Here is a 23913-nt window from a genome sequence, read left to right as displayed (position 1 = left end):
CTGGGGGTAAAATTGCAGTAGTGTCCCCAGCGGGGAACAACGGAAAAATTGATTTGTCCAGTGAAAACAGAAAGTTAGCTCATCCCTTATACTGGAAGTTCAGATTAATACGGAAACTAGAGAACGCATCAGAAAAATAATTGAAAACGTCTATAAGCTGCCCGAGAGAAAATCGTACAAGCTGCAAACAGGCTGGGGTGATTACACAGCCGAAATTATTGAGTTCGGCGATAAGGCCCAAATCAAACTTTTAAGGCTCCCGCACCTATCCAGATTCACACTGTTTACACGTGAAGCGAGCGAAGAAACGATTGAAAGCATCTTTTCTCAGTTTTGTAGCTAATAGTCACCTCCCGGTTAAAGTCCTGAGCAGGTTCCAGAAAAAAGTTCCAAGGGTTTCTACCCGTTTATCCATCGAGGTTTGGCGGTTATAATTGGCGTTGGAAATCACTTGAGTGATTTAGAAAAATGTCTCTTTTAAATTCAAAAAAATACGAAGTGATAGTGATCGGAGCCGGTCACGCCGGGTGCGAGGCAGCACTCGCCGCGGCCAGAATGGGCTGTACGACACTGGTTCTCACGGCGAATATAGACACAATCGGACTCATGTCGTGTAACCCCTCCATAGGGGGCGTCGGAAAAGGTCACCTGGTAAAAGAGATAGACGCGCTCGGCGGCGAGATGGGAAAAGCCGCTGACACCGCGGCCATACAGTTCAGAAGACTCAATACCCGAAAGGGAGCGGCGGTGCAGGCAACCAGAATACAGGCCGACCGCCAAAGCTACAGAACCTACATGAAAAAGGCTCTTGAGAGCGAAGCCAACATAGAGATAAAGCAGGCCATGGTCGAGGAATTTCTGGTTGACGGCAAAAAAGTCGCAGGGGTTAAAACCGCCCTCGGGGAGAAGTTTTTCTCAGATACCATCGTAGTCACCCCCGGAACTTTTCCCGGTGGACTCATACACATAGGCCTTACGCGGATTTCGTCCGGCCGTGCGGGGGAGGCCGCCGCGGGAGCCATATCGAATTCTTTTGCGGATTTGGGTTTCACGACAGGCAGGCTCAAAACCGGAACTCCTCCGCGCTTTGACGGAAGGACCATCGAGTGGGACAAGCTTGAGAGGCAGGACGGGGACGAGGACCCTGTACCTTTTTCCTTTTCCCCGGGAGGAATCACAACTGAGCAGATGCCATGCTACATCACTTACACTAACGAAGAAACCCACCGCGTTATAAACGAAAACATCGACAAGTCCCCTCTTTACTCCGGCCTCATAAAGGGAATAGGACCAAGGTACTGCCCATCGATAGAAGACAAGGTAGTTAAGTTTCCCGATCGGAACCGCCACCAGATATTTCTCGAACCTGAGGGAAGAAATACTTACGAAATCTATCCCAACGGAATTTCAACCAGCCTTCCCATTGAAGTTCAGCACGAATTCTCAAGAACCATGGAAGGACTTCGCAACGTGGAAATAATGAGGCCGGGATACGCGGTCGAATACGACTTTCTCGACCCCACGCAGCTTGGTGCTACTCTTGAATCAAAACTTCTCGAAAACATATTTTTCGCAGGACAGGTAAATGGAACCACGGGCTACGAGGAGGCGGCAAGCCAAGGACTGATAGCGGGAATAAACGCGGCGCTTCGTATAAAGGGGAAGGATCCTTTCGTGCTCGGACGCTCGGAGGCCTACATAGGAATTCTGATTGATGATCTGGTCACAAAAGGAGTCGATGAACCCTACAGGATGTTTACCTCAAGGGCGGAGTACAGACTTATACTGAGGGAGGACAACGCTGACCTAAGACTCGGGGAGCTTGGGCACACAATAGGACTTCTCAGCGACGAGCGGACCGAGGAATTCCGCGCGAGGAAAACCGCGCTTGAAAATGAACTCGCAAGGCTTGAAAGCGAGAAGGTGGTTCCAAACGAGAAAACAAACAGGATTCTTGAGAATCTCGGCTCACAGAGAATCAAAAAGCCCCAGAGCCTAAAAGAGATACTCAGAAGGCCCGGTTTCACGTATGAAATGCTGGGCTTTATAGACTCCTCAGCGAATCCGGACATCTCCCCGAAACTCGGGGCGCAGGTAGAGATGGAAGTAAAATACGAGGGTTACATAAAAAGACAGAGAGAAGAAGTCGGGAAATTGCAGAAATTCGAGAACATGAAAATCCCGGAAACCTTCGAGTACAAAAACATCCCGGGATTTTCAAACGAAATCGTTCAGAAACTCTCAAGAGTAAAACCCGAATCGGTAGGGCAGGCAAGCCGCGTTTCAGGCATAACGCCCGCCGCTATATCTGTTCTGCTTGTGCATATAAGAAAAATGCGGGGGCTTGAGCACGAAGCTCAGTTGAAATCAAGTTCCCCGTCGTAAAAGCTGTCGACCCCCTCCATCTCCTCAAGCTCCTGCTCGTAAAGCTCCATGGCGTCGCAGTCGCTTCCGATGTAACCGGAACCGTCTGGATCCTGCATCATCTCCACAAGATCCCTTACCTTTTTCTCATTCCTTCTCTTAGTCATTTGTTCCCCCCTGAAAAAAATTTTACATAGATTATAGAAACACTTTTCACAAATGCAACAGTGCCGACAAAAAACTTTCTTAATCCCTTAGTGCAATCAGAACAGCACCCCGTTCGTCTCTAAGATAAGTAACCACATCATGTTAAAGGAGGTATGCAATTATGAAGAGTATTATTGTAATACTGGTCTTGCTGGCTTTCACTCCGACAGCCTTCGCCGCTGACGACCCGAGCATAAAAGGGGAAAAGCGCCGCACGATTCAGGCAGCTATGCAGGAACACATTGGCCAGAACACTGTGAACGGGCATTATGTCCTGTATGACGCAATCACGGACGACCTCCTCAAGCTCAGGCTCGCAAAGCTGCATGACGGGACCGTGAAAAAGGCCGACTACTACGTCAGTTGCGCGGATTTCCACGACCGCGACGGCGTCTATTTCGACCTTGATTTTCTGATGATTGAAAAAGACGGGAAGTTCCAGGCCTTACAGGGTATCGTACACAAGGTCGGGAGCGTCAAGCGGAAGTATCATTTGGAAAACTGGCGGGAGCTTACCGTGTTAATTTTCTAACTGGCTGATTTTACTTTGTAAATACCTGGATTCTGTATGACCTACGAGGTCATGTATTTTCCCAGATCAAGAGCATCGTAAAGAGTCTGCTGAGACTGATTCATCTCCGTGTGCGCCTATGCGGGTTCAGCAAGTTCCCTGAAACCGCTCGCGCGAAGAAAATTCCAGGTTTCATCAAGGTACGAACACTCGGGAACGAAAACCACATGAGCGTCCCGCCCCCGTGTCAGAAGCACGCGGTAGGCGTTGGCGCGAAGCTGGTGCGGATCGTGAACCCTGGACTTTCCGCCCTTTTTGTAACCTCTGGCCCCGGCACTTGACCACCTCCCGTTCTCCAGCACGAAATCCGCCCCCCAAGCCAAAAGAACCGCGTCGAGTTCAAGACCCTGGGCTCCGAATTCCGTAATGCAGTCCCGAAGATGCCGACATGACATTGAGCCGGGTGCATCTTCGTCGTCATTGTACCATGGTCCGAACTTGATTCGCTTGGTCGACTGGTAGTCATTGGGGATGCCGAAACCGGTAAGGACCTTGTCGCGACTTGAAGCCATCAGCCCAAACCGCGCCTCCGGATAATTCCCGTAGCGCTCGCGAAGATAGCGCTTCGCCTGATCCAGGTCGCGCGTGGTCCGCAGGTCGTGACCTTCCTCCTTGAGCACATCCGCAATCCGCCGCAGTTCGTCGCGCGGCTCAGGCGGAGTCTTCACCAGCTTCCCGACAAACTCGTGCAGCCGGGACGCGAAGTGTGACCGGATCGTCTCGTCAAGGCTTAAATCCGCTGAAGCCTGAAACGGCAGTCCTTCGAAAAACCGACGCATTTGCGGTGGCCCGTGCACGACCCACTCGTTCTTCCGGTCGCTCTGGAGTAGCGCTTCCGCCCAAAGGCCGAGGCCTCCTTCCTCTCCCACATGGATTTCCTGACCGCTTCCGATCAGACCAACTACGACTGACCACTTCGGAACCCGCTCCGCAAACTCAATGAAATGTTCCGGTTCCGAACGCGCCTTGGAAAAGCCAACCTTATGCACATCGGCCACTCGCTCCCGGTCGTGGGCCCGTTGCGCTTCGTCGAAGATCATTACATGTTCAGGCGGGATAAGGTCGCTTTTGCCGCTGTAACGCCTTACATACTCCCGGATCGGGCGGACGAAGGTCTTTCCGCTTCCCCCGGCAGAGCGAAGAACGTATTGCAGGACCTCGACGAGCGGACCATTGCCGGAGAGGAATACGGCCGGGACACCCCGGTTTCCCTGCGCCAGATCTTCAAGACCGGGCATGTGAGCGAGCCGAAGCCCCACGAGGGTTTTGCCCGCGCCGGGCACGCCCGTCAGCAGGACCAGCCGACACGTTCCCGTCACGCAGGCGTGGGAGGCGATTTCCCGCGCCGCGCGCACCGCGCTATCAGTATTGGCCACTGAGCACCAGAGTTGCGGAGGCCGTCTGTTCAGAAAAAGTTCCCGGGCGGCTCGCACAAGCGACGGAAGCGGCCGGTATGCGTCCGCGCTCAGGAAACTCCCAGCATCTATCGACTCCGGGAGGTTTCTCGACCCGAGCCGGGTGATCAGGGAATCGAGTTCATCCGGCGAGCATACCTTGACGCCACGTTCCGTCCTTCCTTTTCCCCGCATCCGGGTTGGCACCAGCACCGCTTTCACCTGGCGGCCGTGGCAGTCCCTGTGGTAGCAGGAGAGATCCCGCGCGTAGGCGTGAGCCTGATCAATGTCCGCATCGGAAGGAACACTCTTTCCCTTGAGTTCGACTACCGCCACTCCGTCATGGAGCAGCAGCACCACATCGGCGCGGCGCGATTCCATCGGAAGTTCATACTCAAGAATCGCCGTGAACATGCCGGCGTCAGTGCGAATTTCGACGACCTCCCCGACTTCCCGCTGCAGCGCGGGCACGTTCCGCCTCCAAGAAACTTTCTCCTCCTCGGAGGACCCGGGATAGCTCCGCAGTATGCTCTCGAGTATTCTCGAGTGGTGAACCGCTCCGAACTTGCCGAAGTCCGAGTCCCAGCCGCGCCGCGCTTCCTCCATCATGAGGGGGCCTCGTTCTGTTCCCGTTTCTGCGACACGACGCGACTGGGTTTGCGTGGAGATGGGCAGACGTCACCAGGCGGACGATATGGCGGGCCGCAGAAAATCGAAAACTCTCTCACCGTTTTTCCGCCTCTCTTATAAGCTCGAGCATCCGCACCGGGTCGCCCGTCGGAAGCCGGCACCCGTAATTCGAGCACACGTACGCCGCGGTTTTTCCGTTAAGGGGGCTATGGCCCCGCGTATAGGGGGCGATCCTCGAAATCTCTGTTTCGTTCGCCTCGTCCTTAACCATGACAACCTTGTTCGGCAGGAACTCGTCCGAGAGGATGTCGAGAAACCGGCGGGTCTCGGGGGAATCTCTGTCCCCGGCTATGACTATCTCGAAAGAAGGACCCAGCATGAAATCAAGAGAGTTCATGTGCATCGAAAAAGAAGCCGGGTGTCTTGAGATCTGAGAGGAGAAAGCCGCGGCCATCCGGGCCGCCTTCTCTTCAAGCTCGGGGTCGGCGGTCAGCCTCGCTATTTTCAGGATGTTAAATATTGAAACCGAGTTTCCGGACGGAAGCGCTCCGTCATAAATTTCCTTCTGCCTGGTTATCAGATCTTCGCTGTCATCGGCCGTGAAGAAAAAACCCGCGAACTCCTCATCCCAGAAATGTTCGAACTGATCCCGGCAGAGAGAAATAGCCAAAGCGAGATATTTTTCATCGAAAACGCTTTCGTAGTATTCAAGAAGTCCCCATATAAAAAAGGCGTAATCATCAACGCTTGCCATTATGCCCGCTTCGCCCTCGCGGTAGCGGTGAAGAAGCCTTCCCTCGCGGAAAAGGTTCCGCATTATGAATTCTATCGAGCCCCGAGCCGCATCAGAATATCTCTTCTCTCCGAAAGCCGCCGCTTTTGAGAGCGCCGCTACCGCTATTCCGTTCCAGTCCGTGAGTATCTTGTCGTCTTTATAGGGATGAACTCTTTTTTCCCTACAAGCAAAAAGCTTATCCCGCAGACCTTCAAGTTTCCTCTCAAGCGCTTCGACCGGGATACCGTGCCGTGCAGCAGTGTCAGCCAGGGGTTCTTTCAGGTGAAATATGTTCCTGTCGCTTTGCTCTCCCGTTGCCTCGTCCCTGAAATTTCCGTCGCGAGAGAGATTGTAGACGTCCGAAAGAAGCTCCGCGTCCTCCGCTCCCACAAGTTCCTCCAGCTCCCCCACGGTCCAAAGATAGAACTTGCCTTCCTCCCCTTCGCTGTCCGCGTCTTCGGCCGAGTAAATACCTCCTTCGGGAGATGTCATGTCCCGAATCAGGTATTCGAGTATCTCCCTCGCTTTTTTTTCGTAAAACGGGTTTTTCGTGATCTGCCACGCTTCTGTGTAAGTGATCGCCAAAAGGGCCTGGTCATAGAGCATCTTCTCGAAATGGGGGACAAGCCATCGCGAATCGGTCGAGTACCTGTGAAAACCGAAGCCCACATGGTCGTATATGCCGCCCCTTCCCATAGCAAGAAGCGTCCTCTCAACCATCCTCAAGGAAGCATCTTTCCCTGTGCGTGCGTAATGCCTCATCAGAAACATCAGGTTGTGGGGAGTCGGAAATTTCGGAGCTTTCCCGAAGCCGCCTTCATCGGGGTCGAAAGTCGAAAGAAAGTAACTGTAGGCCTGATCAAGAGTCTTCTCGTTAAGCAGGGAAGTGCCTACTCTCCGGAGAGAATCCCCCAAGCTGCAGACAGCGTCGGTTATCTGCCGGGCCGATTCCAGAACCTCTTCCCTCTTGTTCTCCCAGAGTTCCTTTATCGCCGGCACAAGCTCCTTCATTCCGACTCTGCCGTAACGGTTCTCCCTGGGTATATAGGTTCCGGCGAAAAAAGGTTTCCCCTCGGGCGTCATGACTATGTTAAGAGGCCAGCCGCAGCCTTTCCTTGAAATCACGTGACAGACAGTCATGTAGATATTGTCAATGTCGGGACGCTCATCCCTGTCGACCTTGATCGAGACGAAATTCTCGTTCATGAGCCCCGCCACCTCTGCGTCCTCAAAGGATTCGCGCTCCATCACGTGGCACCAGTGACAGGTCGAGTATCCTATGGAAAGAAATATCGGCCTCCCCAGTTCCCAGGCTCTCTCGAACGCCTCCTCCCCCCACGGATACCAGTCAACCGGGTTCTCCGCGTGCTGGAGAAGATAGGGACTCTTTTCGTTTTTAAGTCTGTTTGACACTCAAACCTCCCCTTCGAGGGAATGGGGGAATTATACAGTCCGATCAAAAATAAGTTCCATGCAACGTAAGGCGTTCCCAGCCTTGAGAAACCCGTCTGAGAAATTTCCTCCGCTCGGGGAAAATAATAATTTCTTTCTGTTCATATTCTATTTTTAGGCTAACATTCTCACCTAAATGCGTAAACCCGTACAAAAGGCAGGCGTCGTCGCTTACAGGGAAAACAGCCTCGGGGAAATTGAAGTCATCCTAGTGAGCTCAAGAAAGCTCGATGATTCATGGGTCTTCCCCGCCGGGGGAGTCGATTACGGCGAGACTCCCGCTGAGGCGGCAGAGAGGGAATGTCTAGAGGAAAGCGGATACAGGGTGGAAATAGAGCAGCCTCTCGACATAATGGTCATTGAAGGAGGAAAAAGACACGTTCTCTACACTTTTTTCCGCGCCAGGGCCATCGAGGATACGGGGGATTACGAAAGGGACAGAAAAAGAAAATGGTGCGGGATTGACGACCTTCCCGACACGGTCGCCTACCTGTTTCGGGAAGTCGCGGAGAGTTTTCAGAAAAATATCCTGGGCTCCCAGTCCCGGAGCTGAAGCCTTAATCGACCAAACAGCAATCGCAACTTCATACTCACACCGGAGAGGAACGAATGAAAAGCCAACAGTTCATAAAGAAGACACAGAGTCATTATGCGCGGGTAGCAGCCATCTACAGGTCCCTGAGAGTCACAGACTCAGAACCCGTGCTCTACATAAAGGGAATAATTGGGGACAAGGGAAAAATAAAGGCTGCCGACGTGGGGGCCGGAGCAGGACGGTACGCAAGACTTTTCTTCGAGCACCTGGGCAAGGAGGATCTGTTTCTTTACTGCTATGACACAAACGAGTTCATGCTTGAGAGCCTCGAACAGTACCTTGAGGATCACGGCATCCGAAACTACGTGACCAAAATCGCCATGGCACAGGAACTTCCGATCGGGGACAGTGCCCTTGACGCCGTATTCTGCTTCAACGCCATACATTTTTTCAATACCCCGAAATTCCTGAGAGAAAGTGCAAGGGTGCTCCAAGAGGGATCGTTTCTTTTTATTTACACAAGAACCAGGACCCAGAGCATGAAAAGCATATGGGGAAAACACTTCCCGTCGTTTAACCAGAAGGAATCGGACTTTTACAATACCGAAAGGCTTGAGGCTGAGATCAAAAGCACAGAGGGGCTTGAGCTTATTGAGACGAAAACATTTATTCTCGCCAGGGAGAATTCCCTGCAGGAACTGGTTGAGAGGGCGCAGAGCAAGCACTACTCGACTTTCTATCTCTATGAGAGCCAGGAGTTTGAAAGATCCCTTGCGGAATTCAGGAAAAATATCCGCAAATCCTATGAAGACCCTGACAAGATCAAATGGTCCGATGAGAAAACCATGTACACCGTGCTCAGGAAATAGCGTTTTTTCCTTTCGAGACAAATTGATTTGACATACGGGACGGTTCCGACTAATATAGAACTCGATTTTATATTAGTCGGAAACCTCATGTTCATCGACCGCACCCTAAGACACACCGTAAAGCAGGCAAGCAGTGCTTTCAAGGTAGTTCTTCTGACCGGCCCCAGGCAGGTCGGAAAAACCACCCTGCTTCGCAAACTGGCCGAACGGGGGCGTTCATACGTGTCCCTTGACGAACCCGATACGCGTTTTTCGGCGAAACGGGACCCGGGCGGATTTGTTGACAGGCTAAAACTTCCCGTTCTGATCGATGAAGTTCAGTACGTCCCTGAGCTTTTTCCCTATATCAAGATCGTCGTTGACGAAGCCGGCAAAAACGGCCTGTTCTGGCTTACGGGATCCCAACAGTTCTCCATGATGAAGAATGTCTCTGAATCTCTCGCCGGCAGGGTAGCAATACTCGATCTCCAGGGAATCTCTCTCGCGGAAGAACAGGGACGCCCCGAAACTCCCCCTTTTATTCCCACGGTCGAAATTCTCCGGGAACGGGAAAAAATTGCGGAACCGCTCGGCGTGGAGCAGGTATTCGAGAAAATCTGGCGGGGCTCCTACCCGCAAGTTGTCTCTGACCGGGGCGAGAACTGGCACCGCTTCTACCAGTCGTATGTTTTGACTTACATCGAGCGCGACGTGCGTGACTACCTCAGAATCAACGACCTCATGTCCTTTCACAACTTCATACAGATAGCCGCCGCGAGAACGGGACAGATGCTTAACTACCGTGAAGTTTCAAAACAGAGCGGTCTAAGCGAACCCACGGTCAAATCATGGTTCAATGTTCTGAGAGCTACCGGGCTTGTCACCATAGTGCAGCCGTATTTCAAAAACACCACTAAGCGCCTTCTTAAAACCCCCAAGTTCTACTTCATGGACACCGGGCTCTGCTGCTTTCTCACCAAGTGGACAAACCCCGAAGTTCTTGAAAAGGGAGCGATGGCGGGAGCCATGCTTGAGACTTACGCGGTATCCGAAATCATCAAGTCACACATCCATAACGGCTCCCGCGCCCCCGTTTATTATTACGCCGACAAGGAAAGGCGCGAAGTGGATATTCTGATCGAACAAGACGGCCGTATTCACCCGATTGAAATCAAAAAAGCTTCCTCCATGCGCAGTTCAGGGTTCCGGGGTTTTGATTTCCTGCGGAACATCAAGACCCCAGTGGGACACGGCTGCGTTCTGTGTTTTTATAAGGAACTGCTTCCCTTCAGCCGCGAGGTTGACATTGTCCCGATCGGATACCTGTAGTCCCAGACAAAAAATGCAGATGAGACCGTAAAAGTATTGTGGTTTAAACCGGATAGATGAGGAACACGCGGCCGCTGGACAAAGGCTGAAATTCACAGGGCAACACTGTGTATTGATCACATAGAGGTGGGGATATTCTCCAAGATAGTTCCGTAAAAACATCAAAACGCCAAACGAGTCTGCAATGGCGGGCGATGGGGGATTCGAACCCCCGACCCCAGGCTCCGGAGGCCTGTGCTCTGATCCACTGAGCTAATCACCCGCTTAGAGGTATTCCGAGTTCCTTCATGACAAGCTTCATGTCCTCCCACACGGGCTTCTTAAAAGACGGGTTTCGAAGAAGCGCGGCGGGGTGGTACGTAATCATAAGCTTTGAGTTTCCGTACTGATGAAAAGTCCCTCTCAGTTGCCCCATCTTGAAGTTCTTAAGCTTGAGCATCAATCCGGTAGCGACGCTTCCGAGACAGACTATTATCTCGGGATTTATGCTCTCTATCTGTTTCGCGAGAAACGGTTCGCAGCTTGCCACCTCATCGGGCTCGGGATTCCTGTTTCCAGGAGGCCGACATTTCACCACGTTGCATATGTACACGTCCTTTCTCTCAAGCTTCATAGCCTGGATTATCTTCGTAAGTAGCTGTCCCGCCCTTCCGACAAAGGGCCTCCCCTGAATGTCCTCATCTCTTCCTGGACCCTCTCCGACAAACACTAGCCTTGCCTTGGGATTCCCCTCGCCGAACACTATGCTCTTTCGAGTCTCGCAGAGACGGCACCTCGTGCAGTCCCCTAGTTCCTCTCTTATCTCGGAAAGCGTCTTGACCGCAGATGAATCCCTCGATTTCCTGCGATCACTTAAAAGAACGGTTCCGTCTCTCTCCGTATCCGCTATTTCGGTTCCTCCCGCGGCAAACCCAGCAGGCAATTCCTCTATCCCGATCTCCTTGCAGAACCGAAGATAGTTCTCAAGCGCCCGCGCCGTCTCATAAAATTCACTGGAACTCATTGCTCGCCGGAAAGGAAGTTTAACACAAACAGTAGTAGGTAGCGAAGGGGTTTGAAAGCAAGGCGGGTTTTAATTAGAATAAGACCGCGTTTGCAAAAATCCAACACCTAAACCCGTCAAACGCTTTCCCTTCGGAATGGAAAGAGAATACAGACCGCAGGAAATCGAGAAAAAGTGGCAGGATTTCTGGGCGGAAAAAGGCACCTACAAAGTCTCCGAGGAAACCTCCGGGGAAAAATACTACGTTCTTGAAATGTTTCCATACCCGTCAGGGAGAATCCACATGGGGCACGTGAGGAACTACACGATCGGAGACGTTGTCTCGAGATTCAAAAGGGCTAGGGGCTTTAACGTTCTCCACCCCATCGGTTGGGACGCTTTCGGACTGCCCGCCGAAAATGCGGCGATACAAAACGCCATACATCCCTCGACCTGGACACGGGCCAACATAGCACAGATGAAACAGCAGCTCATGCGCCTCGGGTTCAGCTACGACTGGAATCGGGAGATCGCAACGTGCGACGTTGAATACTATCGCTGGGAGCAGTGGCTTTTCACCAGACTTCACCGCGAGGGGCTAGCATACAGAAAGACTTCCGTTGTCAACTGGGATCCGGTTGACCAGACAGTGCTCGCAAATGAGCAGGTGATTGACGGGAAGGGATGGCGCTCAGGGGCGGTTGTCGAAAAAAAGGAAATACCGCAGTGGTTCCTGAGGGTAAGCGATTACTCAGAAGAGCTGCTGGACGAACTTGAAAAGATGAAGGGGTGGCCCGACGCGGTTAAAACCATGCAGAGGAACTGGATAGGGAAATCCGAGGGAGTCGAGGCCGAATTCCGCGTGGACGGGGAAAAGAGCGTCTTGAAGATATTCACCACGCGCCCGGACACTATCATGGGGGTGACCTACATGGCCCTGGCCCCCGAGCATCCGCTTGTAGGCGAAACGGCCAAGGAAAACCCCGAGGTAGCGGATTTTCTCGCCCGGTGTCGCAAGGCGCCTGTCTCCGAAGCTGAGATTGAAAACATGGAAAAAACCGGCGTCCCTCTGGGAATAGAGGCCATCCACCCCATAAGCGGGGAGAAAATACCTGTATGGACTGCGAACTTCGTCCTCATGAGCTACGGAACGGGTGCGGTAATGAGCGTTCCCGCGCACGACCAGAGGGACTGGGAGTTCGCGAAAAAATACGGCCTTCAGATAAAACAGGTGATTTTCCCTGACGACGGAAGCATCTTTGACATCGAAAAAGAAGCATTTACGGAAAAGGGAATTCTCGGGGATTCCGGGTGGCTCTCGGGTCTCACCTCCCAGGAAGCCTTCGGGGAAATAGCAGAGTTTCTCCAGAAAAACGCCGCGGGCGGAACCAAGATCAACTACCGGCTTCGGGACTGGGGAATCTCAAGGCAGCGCTACTGGGGGGCACCGATACCCATAGTTTACTGCGAGCAGTGCGGAGAGGTCCCGGTTCCGGATTCCGATCTTCCGGTGGAACTCCCGCTTGAGATAGATATTGACGGAGAGCGAATCCCCGCTCTCTCCAAGATTGAAAGCTTCATCGCGACAAGCTGCCCCGCCTGCGGAGAACCTGCGAAGCGGGAGACCGACACAATGGATACGTTTGTCGAATCTTCATGGTATTTTCTGAGATACGCCTCTCCCGATTTTAAAAGCGGCATGTTCGAGCCCGAAAAAACCTCTTACTGGCTTCCCGTGGATCAGTACATAGGCGGAATAGAGCACGCCATACTTCACCTGCTTTACTCGAGGTTCTTCACGAAGGTGCTCAGGGACATCGGCGTTTTCCAGCTCGACGAACCCTTTGAAAATCTTCTCACCCAGGGGATGGTGGTAAAAGACGGGGCGAAAATGTCAAAGTCTCTCGGGAACACCGTGGACCCCGACGACATGATAGTTCGCTACGGGGCTGACACAGTAAGGATGTTCATGCTCTTCGCCGCCCCCGTGGAAAAAGATCTTGAGTGGAGCGAACAGGGAGTAAACGGAATGTTCAGGTTCCTTGGCAGGGTTTGGCGTTTCGCGACCGGGTTTTTCGCCAAACGGGAAAATGAAGAGCAGTTACGGGAACTGCCGGCAGAGGGAAAGCCGGCTGCTCTCGCCGCCACGACCAACCAGACGATAAAAAAAGTCACGGAAGACATAGAGAGTTTCAAGTTCAACACAGCAATTTCGGCCGTAATGGAGCTTTTCAATGAACTCAGCACACTCTGGAAAGAAAAAAACGTGGAAAGAGAACACGCCCGCGCGTCGCTACTCGCGATAACGAGGCTTGTCTACCCTATGGCTCCCCATTTCGCGGAGGAACTCTGGGAACTTTCGGGAGAAAGCGGAAGCCTAGTTGACAAGGAGTGGATAAAGTGGGACGAGAGCGCTTTTGAGAGCGCAGAGATAACCATACCCGTAAGGGTTAACTCCAGGGTGAGAAACCAGATCTCCTTAAGTGCGGACGCAGACGAGGAAACCGCCAGGGAAATCGCTCTTTCCGACAGCCGGGTGAAGGAGTACATAGCGGGGCGGGAGATAAAAAACTTCGTCTACGTACCGAAAAGACTTGTGGACATAAGAGTCTAGCAAGGAGAAGAAGAACGTGAAGGAAGAATCAGGCTACCTGGGGAAAAAAGTAAAAGCGATAGAGGTTTCTCCCGAGAAGCCGATCTCAAGGCTGCTCGAGGAGATGGCGCAGACGGGATTTCAGGGTAAAAGTCTGGGCAGGGTAGCGGATGTTCTCTGCAAGATGGTGAAAGCAGAGAATCTCACCATCTTTTTCGGATACGCGGGCTCCCTTTCAACAACCGGACAGTGGAAAATAATAAACTGGCTGATCGAAAACAGGTACATAGACGTTCTGATACCCACGGGCGCGAACATCTCCGAGGACATAGTGGAAGCGATGGGTTTTTCGTACTGGCAGGGAACCCCGAACGAAGACGACACAAAGCTTTTCTCCGAGGGAATAAACCGCTACTATGACGTTTACGGAACCGAGCCCGACTACCTCGAGATGACCGAGCTTCTGGCTGAATTCATAATGACTCTCGATAAATCCCGAAGCTATTCCTCAAGAGAATTCCTAAAAAGATGCGGACAGTGGCTCGACAAGAAAAACATAAACTGCATCGTAGCCACGGCCGCAAGAAATGAAGTTCCGGTCTTCTGCCCCGCCATAGCGGACAGCCCTTACGGAGACGCGGCGCTTATAGCCGAAAGCAAGGGACATCATCTCACGATCGACGCCATGCAGGACTACGTGGAATTCATGGGAATGGGCGAGAGCGTGGTTGACACGGGAGTGGTTTACATAGGCGGCGGGGTTCCGAAAGACTTTATTCAGCTCTTTGCCGTCACGGGCGACCTTCTTTACGAAGACAGAAAGGTCCCAGGAAGAAAGGCTGGATTTAACCGCAAAGGGACCGGGGAGCGGGAAACCTACTATCCTCATAAATACGCGATCCAGATCACGACCGATTCTCCCCAGTGGGGAGGACTTTCGGGGTGCACGTTTGAAGAAGCGGTTTCCTGGGGAAAGGAAAACCCCGAAGGCAGCCTGGTTCAGTGTTACTGCGACGCCACCATAGCTCTTCCCATCATCTCTCATGCTCTTTCGGAAAAAACCCAGCTAAAAAGGAAAGGAACCCTTCTTAAGTTCGATGATTAGCCCATATTTCCCGCGGAATATAAATGCAGAAGTTTTTCGAAGTCCGGCTCTGGATTTTACTTGAACTGATTGTTAGACGTCATGATTCGACTTCCTTAACCAGAAAAGTTTCAGAGTCTTCAACATAAGGGCACCTGAAAACATGAAGGTCAAATCATAATGTTTAAACCCCCGATATTCTGGTTCTGACCGCTTGCTTCGAAAAATCCTTTTAAAAACATCCGCGATTTATGATAGAATGAAAATCGATGTATAGGGTGAACCTAATGAGTCGATTGCAGTACCAAGCCTAAACAAACTTGCTGCTGTTACCCCTAGATGGTTTTCAAAGCCGTCTGCGTTTGTTCCGCCTTGAAAAGTTGGACATGATAGATTTTTAACTGACTGAATATATTGCACCTTATGAGAAAAGGAGGAGAAAATGAATTACTTTATCAAAAGGGTTTTAATGATTTGTCTGCTGGCATCCGGCATGTTGGCAGTACCGCTTTCAGCATTTGCAGGCGGGGGAGAGGCCGAGGAACCGATTGCTGAAGAAGCAATGGCCGAGGAACCGATGGCCGAAGAAGCAATGCCTGGGGAAGCGCTGGTTAAGGATACCGATGTTTCAATCTACGGTAGGTTCTGGCCCAGAATTACTTACAAAGACGCTGACGGAGGGTCAACTGACATCACCGACGCGCTTTCCAGGGTAGGCATCAAGGCCAATACCAGGATAAGCGATACACTTACCGCGGTTCTCCACGGAGAGTGGGACGTCGACATTGAAGCCAACGGAGACTTCGGCGACGCACGTCAGGCCTACGTGGGTCTTAAAAGCTCGGATTTCGGTTTTGTAGGCATAGGTAAGCAGTGGGATCCGTACTTTAACGTAATTGCCGAAGTAACGGACATTTTCTATCACAGGGCAAGCCCCTTCGGATATGACAACGAGGGGCCTTTCCGCAGTAACAACCTCGTAAGGTACGCCCACAGCGTCGGGAACCTCAGCGTAGACGCGGGCATGCAGGTAAACGGTTCACCTGAAAACAATGCAGGTCACAACTTTTTCCGCACCAATGCCGACACGAGTAGCGCTCCAGATGACGTTGACGCTGCTTCCGTAGGTCTCAGCTATCGCGGAGGACCTCTCTACGTAGGCGCGTCCTATCTGCGCCAAAACAAAGGTAACGATCTTGAGAAAGATTTCTTCGGCGTCGGTGCAAGCCTTAACGCGACAGAAAATCTTTACCTTGCCGTTACTTACCAGTACATACAGGACAACCACGACGACGGTTCCGAAACGAACCCCTATACTCTCGACGTGGCGGGGGCCCTTTCCTTCGGCGGCGGGATGACGGCGCTTGCGGGATTCTACGCTTACGATAAGGATGATGGTTCCACGGAAAAGCTCGGCTGTAACGTCACGCTGATCAAGGAAGTGCATCCAAGCACCGACATATTTGTAGAATGGGTGCTGGTGGAGCCAGAAGAGGGAGATACCGAGAACACAATAAGTCTCGGTTTCCGCTACGACTTTGACGTCGCGATCTTCTAACCGTCTCAGAAGGTCGGGTTGGCACGGTTTCGCCGCGTGCGATTAATATTCCCGGGGACATGTCAAGAGAAAAAACTCCTGATATGTCCCCCTTTTTTTATCCTCTTCTCAGGCGGTTTTTTCTTTCAGAGAATGCGGAAAATTGTTTTTAGACGGTTAAAGTGTAAATTCAATTGCATCCCGAAAATCAAGACGGAGGAAACGCAAGTCATATGAACGAAAAACGCATAGGGGTGGATTATTCCGAGCTTCACCAGCTCGACAGCCCCGCAAACAGGCTCATAAGAGAATCCATCTGGGGAATAGAGGATGACATAGGACAGCAGTCGTTCATTACTCCCCGCTATCTCGATCAGCTGATCCCCAGGCTCGGCATAGAGAAAACAACGCATGTTCTCGACGTGGGAAGCGGGGCGGGAGGTCCCGCGGTATACATAGCCGACAGGACCGGATGCAGGGTATCTGGAATAGAGATTAACGAGGTGGGGGTCGACATATCGGGAAAACTCGCGAAAAACTCTGGACTTGAGGAACAAACGGCATTTCATCTGGGCGACGCGATGGAAATGCCGTTTACAGAAAACACGTTTGACCTGGCAATAAGTCTTAACGTGATGAACGTGTTTTCCGACAAGACGGGACTTTTCAGGGAAGTTCTCAGGGTACTTAAGCCTTCCGGAACGTGGGCGTTTCTAAGCGGCACCTTCGAGATATCAGACGACGAGGAAACAAAGCAAAAAATGGCGAGAGGCTACCTAATTCCCCAATATTACGATTCCCTTGAAAGCTACAGGAAAAAGCTTGAATCGGCCGGATTTCGTATCGAGGAAATAACCGAGTACGTGGCGGATTTCCGGGTTCAGGTTAAAAACTGGGGAGATGCTTACAAAAAGCATTCCGCCGTGATTGCCGAAGAGCAGGGCGAGGAAAACACCCGCTACCACATTGAGTATTTCGATACGTATCTGGGGCTGGTTGACGAGGGAAGAGCCTCAAATCATCTCGTCATATGCTCAAAGCCCGAATAGGGTTTCCCCGCATGGTCACACAGCCGGGTGATCCCCAAGAACGGAGCGAAGATCCCTCGAAGCGCCTTCCGGATCATCTGATCCAAAAACGCTCGTTATGACGGCTACGCCGTCCACCCCTGTAGCGAGCACCTGTGCCGCATTATGGGGAAATATTCCCCCTATGGCAAATATCGGAATCCCCGTGATAGCGGTTTTCGCCTCGACCAGAGTTTCAAAAGGGGTGGGGATTCTGCCGGGTTTTGTCGGAGTGGCCCAGGGAGTTCCGAAAACAACGTAATCGGCACCCATTCTCTCGGCGTGTATACCTCTTGGAAGAGAACCGTAACAGGAAACGCCTATGATGGCGCCGTTACCCAGTTTCTTTCTCGTGGGTATTATGTTCGGGTCGTCCTCGCCCAGATGGACTCCGTCGGCCTTTATTTCCATCATGAGTTCCGGGGAGTCGTTTATTATAAGCGGCACGCCGTATCTCTTCGTAATACCGAGAAGTTCCCTGCCCAAGGCGACGACTTCCGAGCGCGGAGAAGTTTTGTCCCTTAACTGAACGATGTCAGCTCCCCCCACTAACGATTTCTCAACTGTTTCGCAGAAAGAACCGCGCGGAATCAGCCCCTCGTCGGTAATCACGTAAAGTCCCCCAAGCTTAAAACCCATGGCGCACCGCAAACAGAATGAAAACCATTGTCGGCTCTTCCGGAAAAACGGCTACATGCATCTTTTGAGGAACCTTCTGGCACTTGCTATTTCTTTCCTCACGTTCGAGGTTGAAGTGCCGCCTAGAGAATTCCTGCTCTCAACGGAACCCGAGAACGTTATCACCTGAAAAATGTCCTCGTCGATTTTTTTGGAAAATCTGCGGAATTCGGAAAGCTTAAGATCTGAAAGTTCCTTCCCCCCCCGCTCGGCGTAAGAAACTATCTTCCCCACGGTTTCGTGGGCCGAACGGAACGGGACACCCTTGCGGGCCAGATAGTCCGCCACGTCGGTCGCGGTAACAAAGCCTCCCTGAAGGGCCTTCTTCATGTTCTCTTCCTTGAATTCAAGCGTCTTCAGCATCTCGACATTAACCCGAAGGCAAAGCTTTACCGTGTCGACCGTATCGAAAAGAGGCTCCTTGTCCTCCTGCATGTCCCTGTTGTAGGAAAGCGGAAGTCCTTTCATCAAAGTCAGAAGTGCACTCAGGTTTCCGTAGACCCTGGCGGTTTTTCCCCGGGTGAGTTCCGACATGTCGGGATTCTTTTTCTGGGGCATTACGCTAGAACCCGTGGTGAACCCGTCCCCGAGGTCAACGAAGTCAAACTCCTTTGCACTCCACAAAACAAGTTCCTCAGAAAGCCTGCTCAGGTGCATCATCAGAATCGAGCAGCAGAATACGAACTCCGCGCAAAAATCACGGTCGCTTACAGCGTCAATGCTGTTTCTGGAAACCGATTTAAACCCCAGATCCTCAGCGGTCATCTCTCTGTCTACCGGAAACGAGGTTCCCGCCCCGGCACAGCTTCCAAGCGGGCTCACATTCACCCTTGCAAGGCAGTTAATAAACCTCTCGCGGTCGCGCTTTAGCATTTCGTAGTAAGCCAGAAGATGGTGGGACAGAAGTACCGGCTGCGCACGCTGCATGTGGGTGTAGAGAGGAATGACCACCCCCAAGTTCTTTGCGGAAAGTTCAACGAACTGCTCCGCCAAGGCGCACACAAGTGAAATTATCTCTTCTGTCTCCCCCCTCAGGTAAAGCCTCGTGTCGGTTAGAACTTGGTCGTTCCTGCTCCTAGCAGTGTGTACCATGGCACCCGAAGACCCCGTTTTCTCGATAAGCCTTTTTTCTATGTTGAGATGGATATCCTCGTAGCTCTCGCTGAAGGCAAACTCCCCGCGGTCTATTTCCTTTTCGATTTCCTGAAGACCCTCGGTTATTCGGGATGCGTCTTTACGAGAAATAATCCCGGTCTCGCGAAGCATCTTCACATGGGCGATACTTCCCCTTATGTCTTCTTTGTAAAGACGCCTGTCGAAACTTACCGATTCTGAGAACTTCTCGGCGATATTGTGTGTCTGGGAAGCAAAGCGGCCTCCCCACGCTTTTTTGGCCAATTCAGTCTCCCGCCCCTGCGCCGGTCGACGCAGCTTCTACCGAATCAAGAAAGATCTTGCGTGTGGGATAGGCAAACTCTATTCCCTCATCGGAGAACTTTTTGAATATCTTCAGATTAATCCTCTGCTGTATATCCATATAATCATCAAACAAAGGACTAAGAACAAAGTAGACTATGTCGTAGTTAAGGGAAAAATCACCGTAACTGCTGAAATGCGCTCTGACGAACCTAGTTTTCTGTTCCGACTCTATTATATCTTTTATCAGCCCGGGGATTTTCTCAAGATTATCGTAGGACGTTTCGTAAATCACGCCTAAAGAAAAATCAATCCTGCGGGAGTCCATCCTCTTGTAGTTTTTTATGCGGCTTTGAAGCAGGTCGTTATTCGATAAAACAAGTTGCTCGCCGGAAAGGCTCCTGAGGCGCGTGGTCTTAAGCCCTATGTGCTCGACATCCCCCATTATATCGTCTACCACTATGAAATCCCCGACTTCAAAAGGCTTGTCGAAAATAATGGAAAGCGAGGCTATCACATCGCCGAGAACATTCTGGAGAGCAAGCGCCACTGCTATACCGCCCACGCCGAGCCCGGCGATTATCGTAGTCGGATCAAAACCTAGGTTGTCGATCGTTAGAATTACGAGAATTATCCAGAGGACTACTTTTGCGAAAAACCCGAGACTTCTCAGGTGTGTTACGGTGGCGCCGACGCCGACGTCGATATTCGCGAGTTTCTTCGAAACGTAATAATCAATGAAACCGCTTCCCCATAAACCGACCTGAACGAGAAGGCAGATAATTATTACGCTTTTCCGGAATTCCCTTACCTGCTGGGTGAGGTCAAGGAAGAAGGTAGCCACGTAGACCGAAAAAATTATGATCAGCACTATGCTGGTTTTTCCTAAGAGTGCTGAAACCAGATCGTCGAGATCTGTCTCGGTCTTCTCGGCAAGATTGGCAAACCCCCTTACGAACCTTTTCAGAATAAAGTTAAAAACTAAGGCTAAAACAATCGCCGCCCCCAGAGCCCAGAACCACGATTCGGCGGGATTGCCCAAGTAAGTCCGGCTAAATATTTCCTCGATATTCAATCAAACGTTCTCCCTGATACAAAATACGCCCGCCCTACGCTGCGGCCATCATATAAATACCCGCTTGAATAACCTTAAACAACAAAAAAAGTCAGTGGAAAGAATTCAGAAAGAGCTTCCAGGCTCTTTTAGAAACTCGGTTTCTTCCGGGGTGGATTCTCTTCCCAAAGCCGCGTTTCTGTGGGGATATCTTCCGAATTTCTTTATTATGTCAAAGTGCCGTCCCGCAAAATCCGTTGAACAGGCAAGGGTTTCCTTGATTTGGGGGTGCGAGGCATACTCGTTTTCAAGAGCGGAGTACTTAAGAACACTCATCTTCTGGATCTCAAGGTCCTCCGAGTGCATAAGCGGCAGGTAGAAAAACGTCCTGTGCGCCGGGTGAAGGTCCCTGTCAAATCCCTTCTCAATACCCCGAAGACAGGCGCGAAGAGCCAGCGAGTCCGTTGAAAACGCTCCCGGTGTGTCGCGGTAGATGTTCCTTGGAAACTGATCAACGACGACTATAAACGCCAATGTACCCAAGGGGGTTTCGAACCAGCGGGAAAGTTCCCCTTTTTCGGCAAACAGGACATATTTCTCGAACCTCCGCCTTACGAGATCGTCGAACTCCTCCGATTTCGCCCACCAGGTCATCTGCTTCTCTTTATCCGGCAACTCTCCCTCGCGCAACTCGCCGAACCAGAAATCCAGCACCTCGGAGACTGATTCGGTTCCCCCCGCGGCAAAAACTTCTTCCTTTCTCATATCCTGAGAGTATAACACAGGGAAACAGGGCTCTCACAAGAGCCGTACTATCCGACCCTGAATCTTCCCCTCCGCACTTGTGAAGAAAAATTTTATCGTTTCATAGCTGCCGAAAAACTTTCAGGGTGAAGAGGCAAGCACCTGATCTCACTTGAATTTCAGGGTCCGATGATCTCTCTTTGCAAAAACCCTTTTAATTTTATCTTAACGAAAACAAAATAGTTCCTTGACAAGTATCAATATATTGTGTTTAAATAAAATCCACGCACAAGATAGGCAATACATCTTGTGCATAGACCGGAAGGAAGTGTTTATAAGGAACAGAAAAGGAGGAAAGCGTGCCTGGAGATAAAAACCACCCTGAAATCGTTGCGAATGGAACATCCGATCTTAAAACTACAGTCGACGATGAACAAGAAACCCAGATCCAGGAACCCTCTCCGGAGCATGTCAAAGCTCCAAGCGACACCATAGAAATTCCCGCGAAAACCATCGACGCCTTCGGCGGAGACACACTCAGGGCGCGCGTTTTCTACGAGAAATACGCTCTTCGCAACGAAAAAGGAGAAATAACAGAGAAAACTCCGGAGCAGATGTGGCGAAGGGTGGCCAGGGAAATAGCGTCCCCCGAGGAAAAAAAGGAACTGAGAAAGCAGTGGGAGGAAAACTTCTACTGGCTCCTCTCCGATTTCAAGTTCATACCCGGCGGGAGAATACTGTTCGGCGCCGGCCAGAACAGAAGGGCCACGCTCCTTAACTGCTACTACATGCCGATAAAGGAAGATTCCATAGAGGGAATATTCGAGTGGTGCAAGGAGGCCGCCAGGACTTACTCTTTCGGCGGAGGAGTCGGAACCGATATATCTATCCTGAGACCGAAAGGCTCGCCGGTGAACAATTCGGCCATATACTCAACGGGAGCGGTATCGTTCATGGATCTTCTCTCCACAACTACCGGAACCATAGGACAGGCGGGAAGAAGAGGGGCCCTCATGATAACCATGAAAGTCGATCACCCCGACATAATGGACTTCCTCGACATAAAAAACGATGAGGCAAGATCAAAGGTACAGTTTGCCAATATCTCGGTGAAGGTTGATGACAAGTTCATGGAAGCCGTGGAAAAAGACACTGACTACGAACTCAGCTTCTCAAACGAGAAAACCGAAATAAAAAGAACCGTGCGGGCCCGCAAGATATGGGACAAGCTCGTTCAGTCAGCATGGTCCTCGGCCGAGCCCGGACTTATATTCTGGGACACAGTTAAAAGATACTCCCCGACCGAATACGCCAACATGGAAGTAAATGGTGTGAACCCCTGCAGCGAGCAGGCGCTTGAGGACTACGGGAACTGCTGCCTTGGGAACGTGAATCTCTCCATGTTCGTCAAAAACGCTTTCGAAGAAACCGCCGCGATAGAATGGGAAGAGCTTGAAAAGGCTTTTCAATACAGCGTCAGGTTCCTTGACGACATACTGGATTACAACATTGAAAAGCATCCCCTAAGCTTCCAGACAAAAGCGTCTTTGAGGTCGAGGAGAATAGGGGTCGGGTTCACGGGCTTGGGAGACATGCTTGCTAAGCTCAACATAAAATATGACACGGCTGAAGGCATAAAATTCACCGACGAGCTTTTTGAACATGTAAAGAACATAGTTTACGAGGCCAGTTCAGACCTTGCCAAGGAGAAGGGAACTTTCCCCGTGTTTGATCTGAAAACTCATATAGCTAATCCATTTGTAAAAAGCATGCGCGATAACGTGATGAGCAAGATAAAGAAGCAGGGCCTCAGAAACGCATGCATACTCACGGTTCCACCCGTCGGAAGCGGTTCGGTTCTCGCTGGAACAACAAGCGGTGTCGAGCCCATGTTCGCCCTGTCCTATCTTCGGCGCTCAGAATCCCTGTCGGAAGAAGAATTCAAGGTCTACCACCCTCTGGTGTCTGAGTACATGGAGAAATTCGGGCTGGACGATGAGGCGGATCTTCCGGACACGTTCGTCACCTCACATGAGATAAAGCCGGAACAGCGGGTCCGCATGCAGGCCGCTATTCAAAAGCACATAGATTCATGCATATCAAGCACCGTTAACCTCCCCAAGGACATAAGCCTCGAAGAGGTCGAGAAGATATACTTCCTCTCCTGGAAGCTCGGCTGCAAGGGGGTAACCGTTTACAGGGAAGGCTCCAGAGAAGGGGTGCTGATAACGGAAGAACAAGCAAAAGATAAAACAAACTCTCCACCCCGGGATGAAGGGATGTCAACCACCCACTCCAACCTCACACCATCCCCTCATCCCTCTCAAAAAGAAGCGGTAAAACCCGTCACGAGACCAAGAGTCTTGGAAGGTTTTACCGAGGCGATAAAAACTGGGTACGGGAATCTCTACGTGACTGTCAACAGTTACGAAGGCAAGCCGTTTGAAGTTTTCGTCCAGATTGGAAAATCTGGATTTACCACGATGGCGGATGCCGAGGCAACTGGAAGGCTGATATCTCTGTCTCTGAGGTCTGGGGTTGATGTCAGAGATGTCGTGGAACAGCTGGAGGCCATTGGAGGTTCCTCGCCAGTTTTTTCAGGGGGAAGGGTCATAATGTCCGTCCCCGACGCCATAGCGAAGGTGCTGAGAAG

At 51.4% G+C, this 23913-nt stretch carries 18 protein-coding genes and 1 tRNA gene; 10 read left to right on the top strand and 9 right to left on the bottom strand.

Annotated elements, in window-relative coordinates; genetic code table 11:
- Positions 1-468 precede the first annotated feature (468 nt).
- Entirely contained in the window at positions 469-2385 is a 1917-nt protein-coding gene (gene mnmG, locus OXG10_04970; protein MCY3826715.1) for a tRNA uridine-5-carboxymethylaminomethyl(34) synthesis enzyme MnmG, read from the top strand.
- On the opposite strand, the gene OXG10_04965 is transcribed toward mnmG, so the two are convergent.
- Entirely contained in the window at positions 2358-2531 is a 174-nt protein-coding gene (locus tag OXG10_04965) for a hypothetical protein (GenBank protein ID MCY3826714.1), read from the bottom strand. The two genes, mnmG and OXG10_04965, sit on opposite strands and share 28 nt — an antisense overlap.
- Before the next feature lie 161 nt (positions 2532-2692).
- On the opposite strand from OXG10_04965, the gene OXG10_04960 reads away from it, so the two are divergent.
- A complete protein-coding gene (locus OXG10_04960; GenBank protein ID MCY3826713.1) occupies positions 2693-3103 on the top strand; it encodes a hypothetical protein in 411 nt (136 codons plus the stop codon).
- Between the two features lie 116 nt (positions 3104-3219).
- Here OXG10_04960 and OXG10_04955 read toward each other — a convergent pair whose 3' ends face one another.
- On the bottom strand, positions 3220-5145 hold the full coding sequence (locus OXG10_04955; protein MCY3826712.1) for a DUF2075 domain-containing protein: 1926 nt from the start codon (positions 5143-5145) through the stop codon (positions 3220-3222).
- Positions 5146-5260: 115 nt separating this feature from the next.
- A complete protein-coding gene (locus tag OXG10_04950; GenBank protein MCY3826711.1) occupies positions 5261-7354 on the bottom strand; it encodes a thioredoxin domain-containing protein in 2094 nt (697 codons plus the stop codon).
- Positions 7355-7529: 175 nt separating this feature from the next.
- On the opposite strand from OXG10_04950, the gene OXG10_04945 reads away from it, so the two are divergent.
- The 3 genes from OXG10_04945 to OXG10_04935 are packed head-to-tail and all read left to right on the top strand — an operon-like array spanning position 7530 to position 10105.
- Complete coding sequence (locus tag OXG10_04945; GenBank protein ID MCY3826710.1) at positions 7530-7946, top strand: NUDIX domain-containing protein; 417 nt, start codon at positions 7530-7532, stop codon at positions 7944-7946.
- A gap of 56 nt (positions 7947-8002) precedes the next feature.
- Positions 8003-8797: a class I SAM-dependent methyltransferase gene (locus tag OXG10_04940; GenBank protein ID MCY3826709.1), complete on the top strand. Its 795-nt coding sequence runs from the start codon at positions 8003-8005 to the stop codon at positions 8795-8797.
- A 27-nt stretch (positions 8798-8824) separates the two neighbouring features.
- Positions 8825-10105, top strand: a complete 1281-nt coding sequence (locus OXG10_04935; GenBank protein ID MCY3826708.1) for an ATP-binding protein — start codon at positions 8825-8827, stop codon at positions 10103-10105.
- A gap of 185 nt (positions 10106-10290) precedes the next feature.
- Here the strand turns inward: OXG10_04935 and OXG10_04930 are convergent.
- Together OXG10_04930 and OXG10_04925 are read right to left on the bottom strand one after the other, a co-directional pair.
- Positions 10291-10367 (bottom strand) — tRNA-Arg (locus OXG10_04930).
- The gene (locus OXG10_04925) at positions 10362-11108 is read right to left on the bottom strand and encodes a uracil-DNA glycosylase (GenBank protein ID MCY3826707.1); all 747 of its coding nucleotides are present in this window, start codon (positions 11106-11108) and stop codon (positions 10362-10364) included. The genes OXG10_04930 and OXG10_04925 overlap by 6 nt, the downstream gene beginning before the upstream one ends.
- Positions 11109-11244: 136 nt before the next feature.
- Here OXG10_04925 and leuS point away from each other — a divergent pair, with 136 nt between their 5' ends.
- From leuS to OXG10_04905, 4 genes are all read left to right on the top strand, one after another.
- The gene (leuS, locus tag OXG10_04920; protein ID MCY3826706.1) at positions 11245-13701 is read left to right on the top strand and encodes a leucine--tRNA ligase; all 2457 of its coding nucleotides are present in this window, start codon (positions 11245-11247) and stop codon (positions 13699-13701) included.
- 16 nt (positions 13702-13717) lie between these two features.
- Entirely contained in the window at positions 13718-14785 is a 1068-nt protein-coding gene (locus OXG10_04915) for a deoxyhypusine synthase family protein (GenBank protein ID MCY3826705.1), read from the top strand.
- Between the two features lie 421 nt (positions 14786-15206).
- Positions 15207-16322, top strand: coding sequence for a porin (locus OXG10_04910; protein MCY3826704.1), 1116 nt, complete (start codon positions 15207-15209; stop codon positions 16320-16322).
- A 212-nt stretch (positions 16323-16534) separates the two neighbouring features.
- On the top strand, positions 16535-17350 hold the full coding sequence (locus tag OXG10_04905) for a methyltransferase domain-containing protein (GenBank protein ID MCY3826703.1): 816 nt from the start codon (positions 16535-16537) through the stop codon (positions 17348-17350).
- A gap of 15 nt (positions 17351-17365) precedes the next feature.
- On the opposite strand, the gene thiE is transcribed toward OXG10_04905, so the two are convergent.
- From thiE to OXG10_04885, 4 genes are all read right to left on the bottom strand, one after another.
- Positions 17366-18007, bottom strand: coding sequence for a thiamine phosphate synthase (gene thiE / locus OXG10_04900; protein ID MCY3826702.1), 642 nt, complete (start codon positions 18005-18007; stop codon positions 17366-17368).
- 51 nt (positions 18008-18058) lie between these two features.
- Positions 18059-19444 (bottom strand): argininosuccinate lyase, encoded by a 1386-nt coding sequence (gene argH / locus OXG10_04895; GenBank protein MCY3826701.1) that lies wholly within the window; start codon positions 19442-19444, stop codon positions 18059-18061.
- A gap of 1 nt (position 19445) precedes the next feature.
- Positions 19446-20537, bottom strand: coding sequence for a mechanosensitive ion channel family protein (locus OXG10_04890; protein ID MCY3826700.1), 1092 nt, complete (start codon positions 20535-20537; stop codon positions 19446-19448).
- A 105-nt stretch (positions 20538-20642) separates the two neighbouring features.
- On the bottom strand, positions 20643-21281 hold the full coding sequence (locus tag OXG10_04885) for a DUF924 domain-containing protein (protein ID MCY3826699.1): 639 nt from the start codon (positions 21279-21281) through the stop codon (positions 20643-20645).
- Between the two features lie 338 nt (positions 21282-21619).
- Between OXG10_04885 and OXG10_04880 the strand changes: the two genes are divergently transcribed.
- Positions 21620-23913 (top strand): adenosylcobalamin-dependent ribonucleoside-diphosphate reductase (locus OXG10_04880; protein MCY3826698.1); only part of this gene is annotated, 2294 nt, incomplete at its 3' end.

Source organism: Candidatus Dadabacteria bacterium (assembly GCA_026706695.1).
In the GTDB taxonomy this organism is placed as follows: Bacteria; Desulfobacterota_D; UBA1144; order Nemesobacterales; family Nemesobacteraceae; genus Nemesobacter.
Note: the sequence above shows the minus strand (reverse complement) of the source record. Positions and strands in the feature narration are given on the sequence as shown.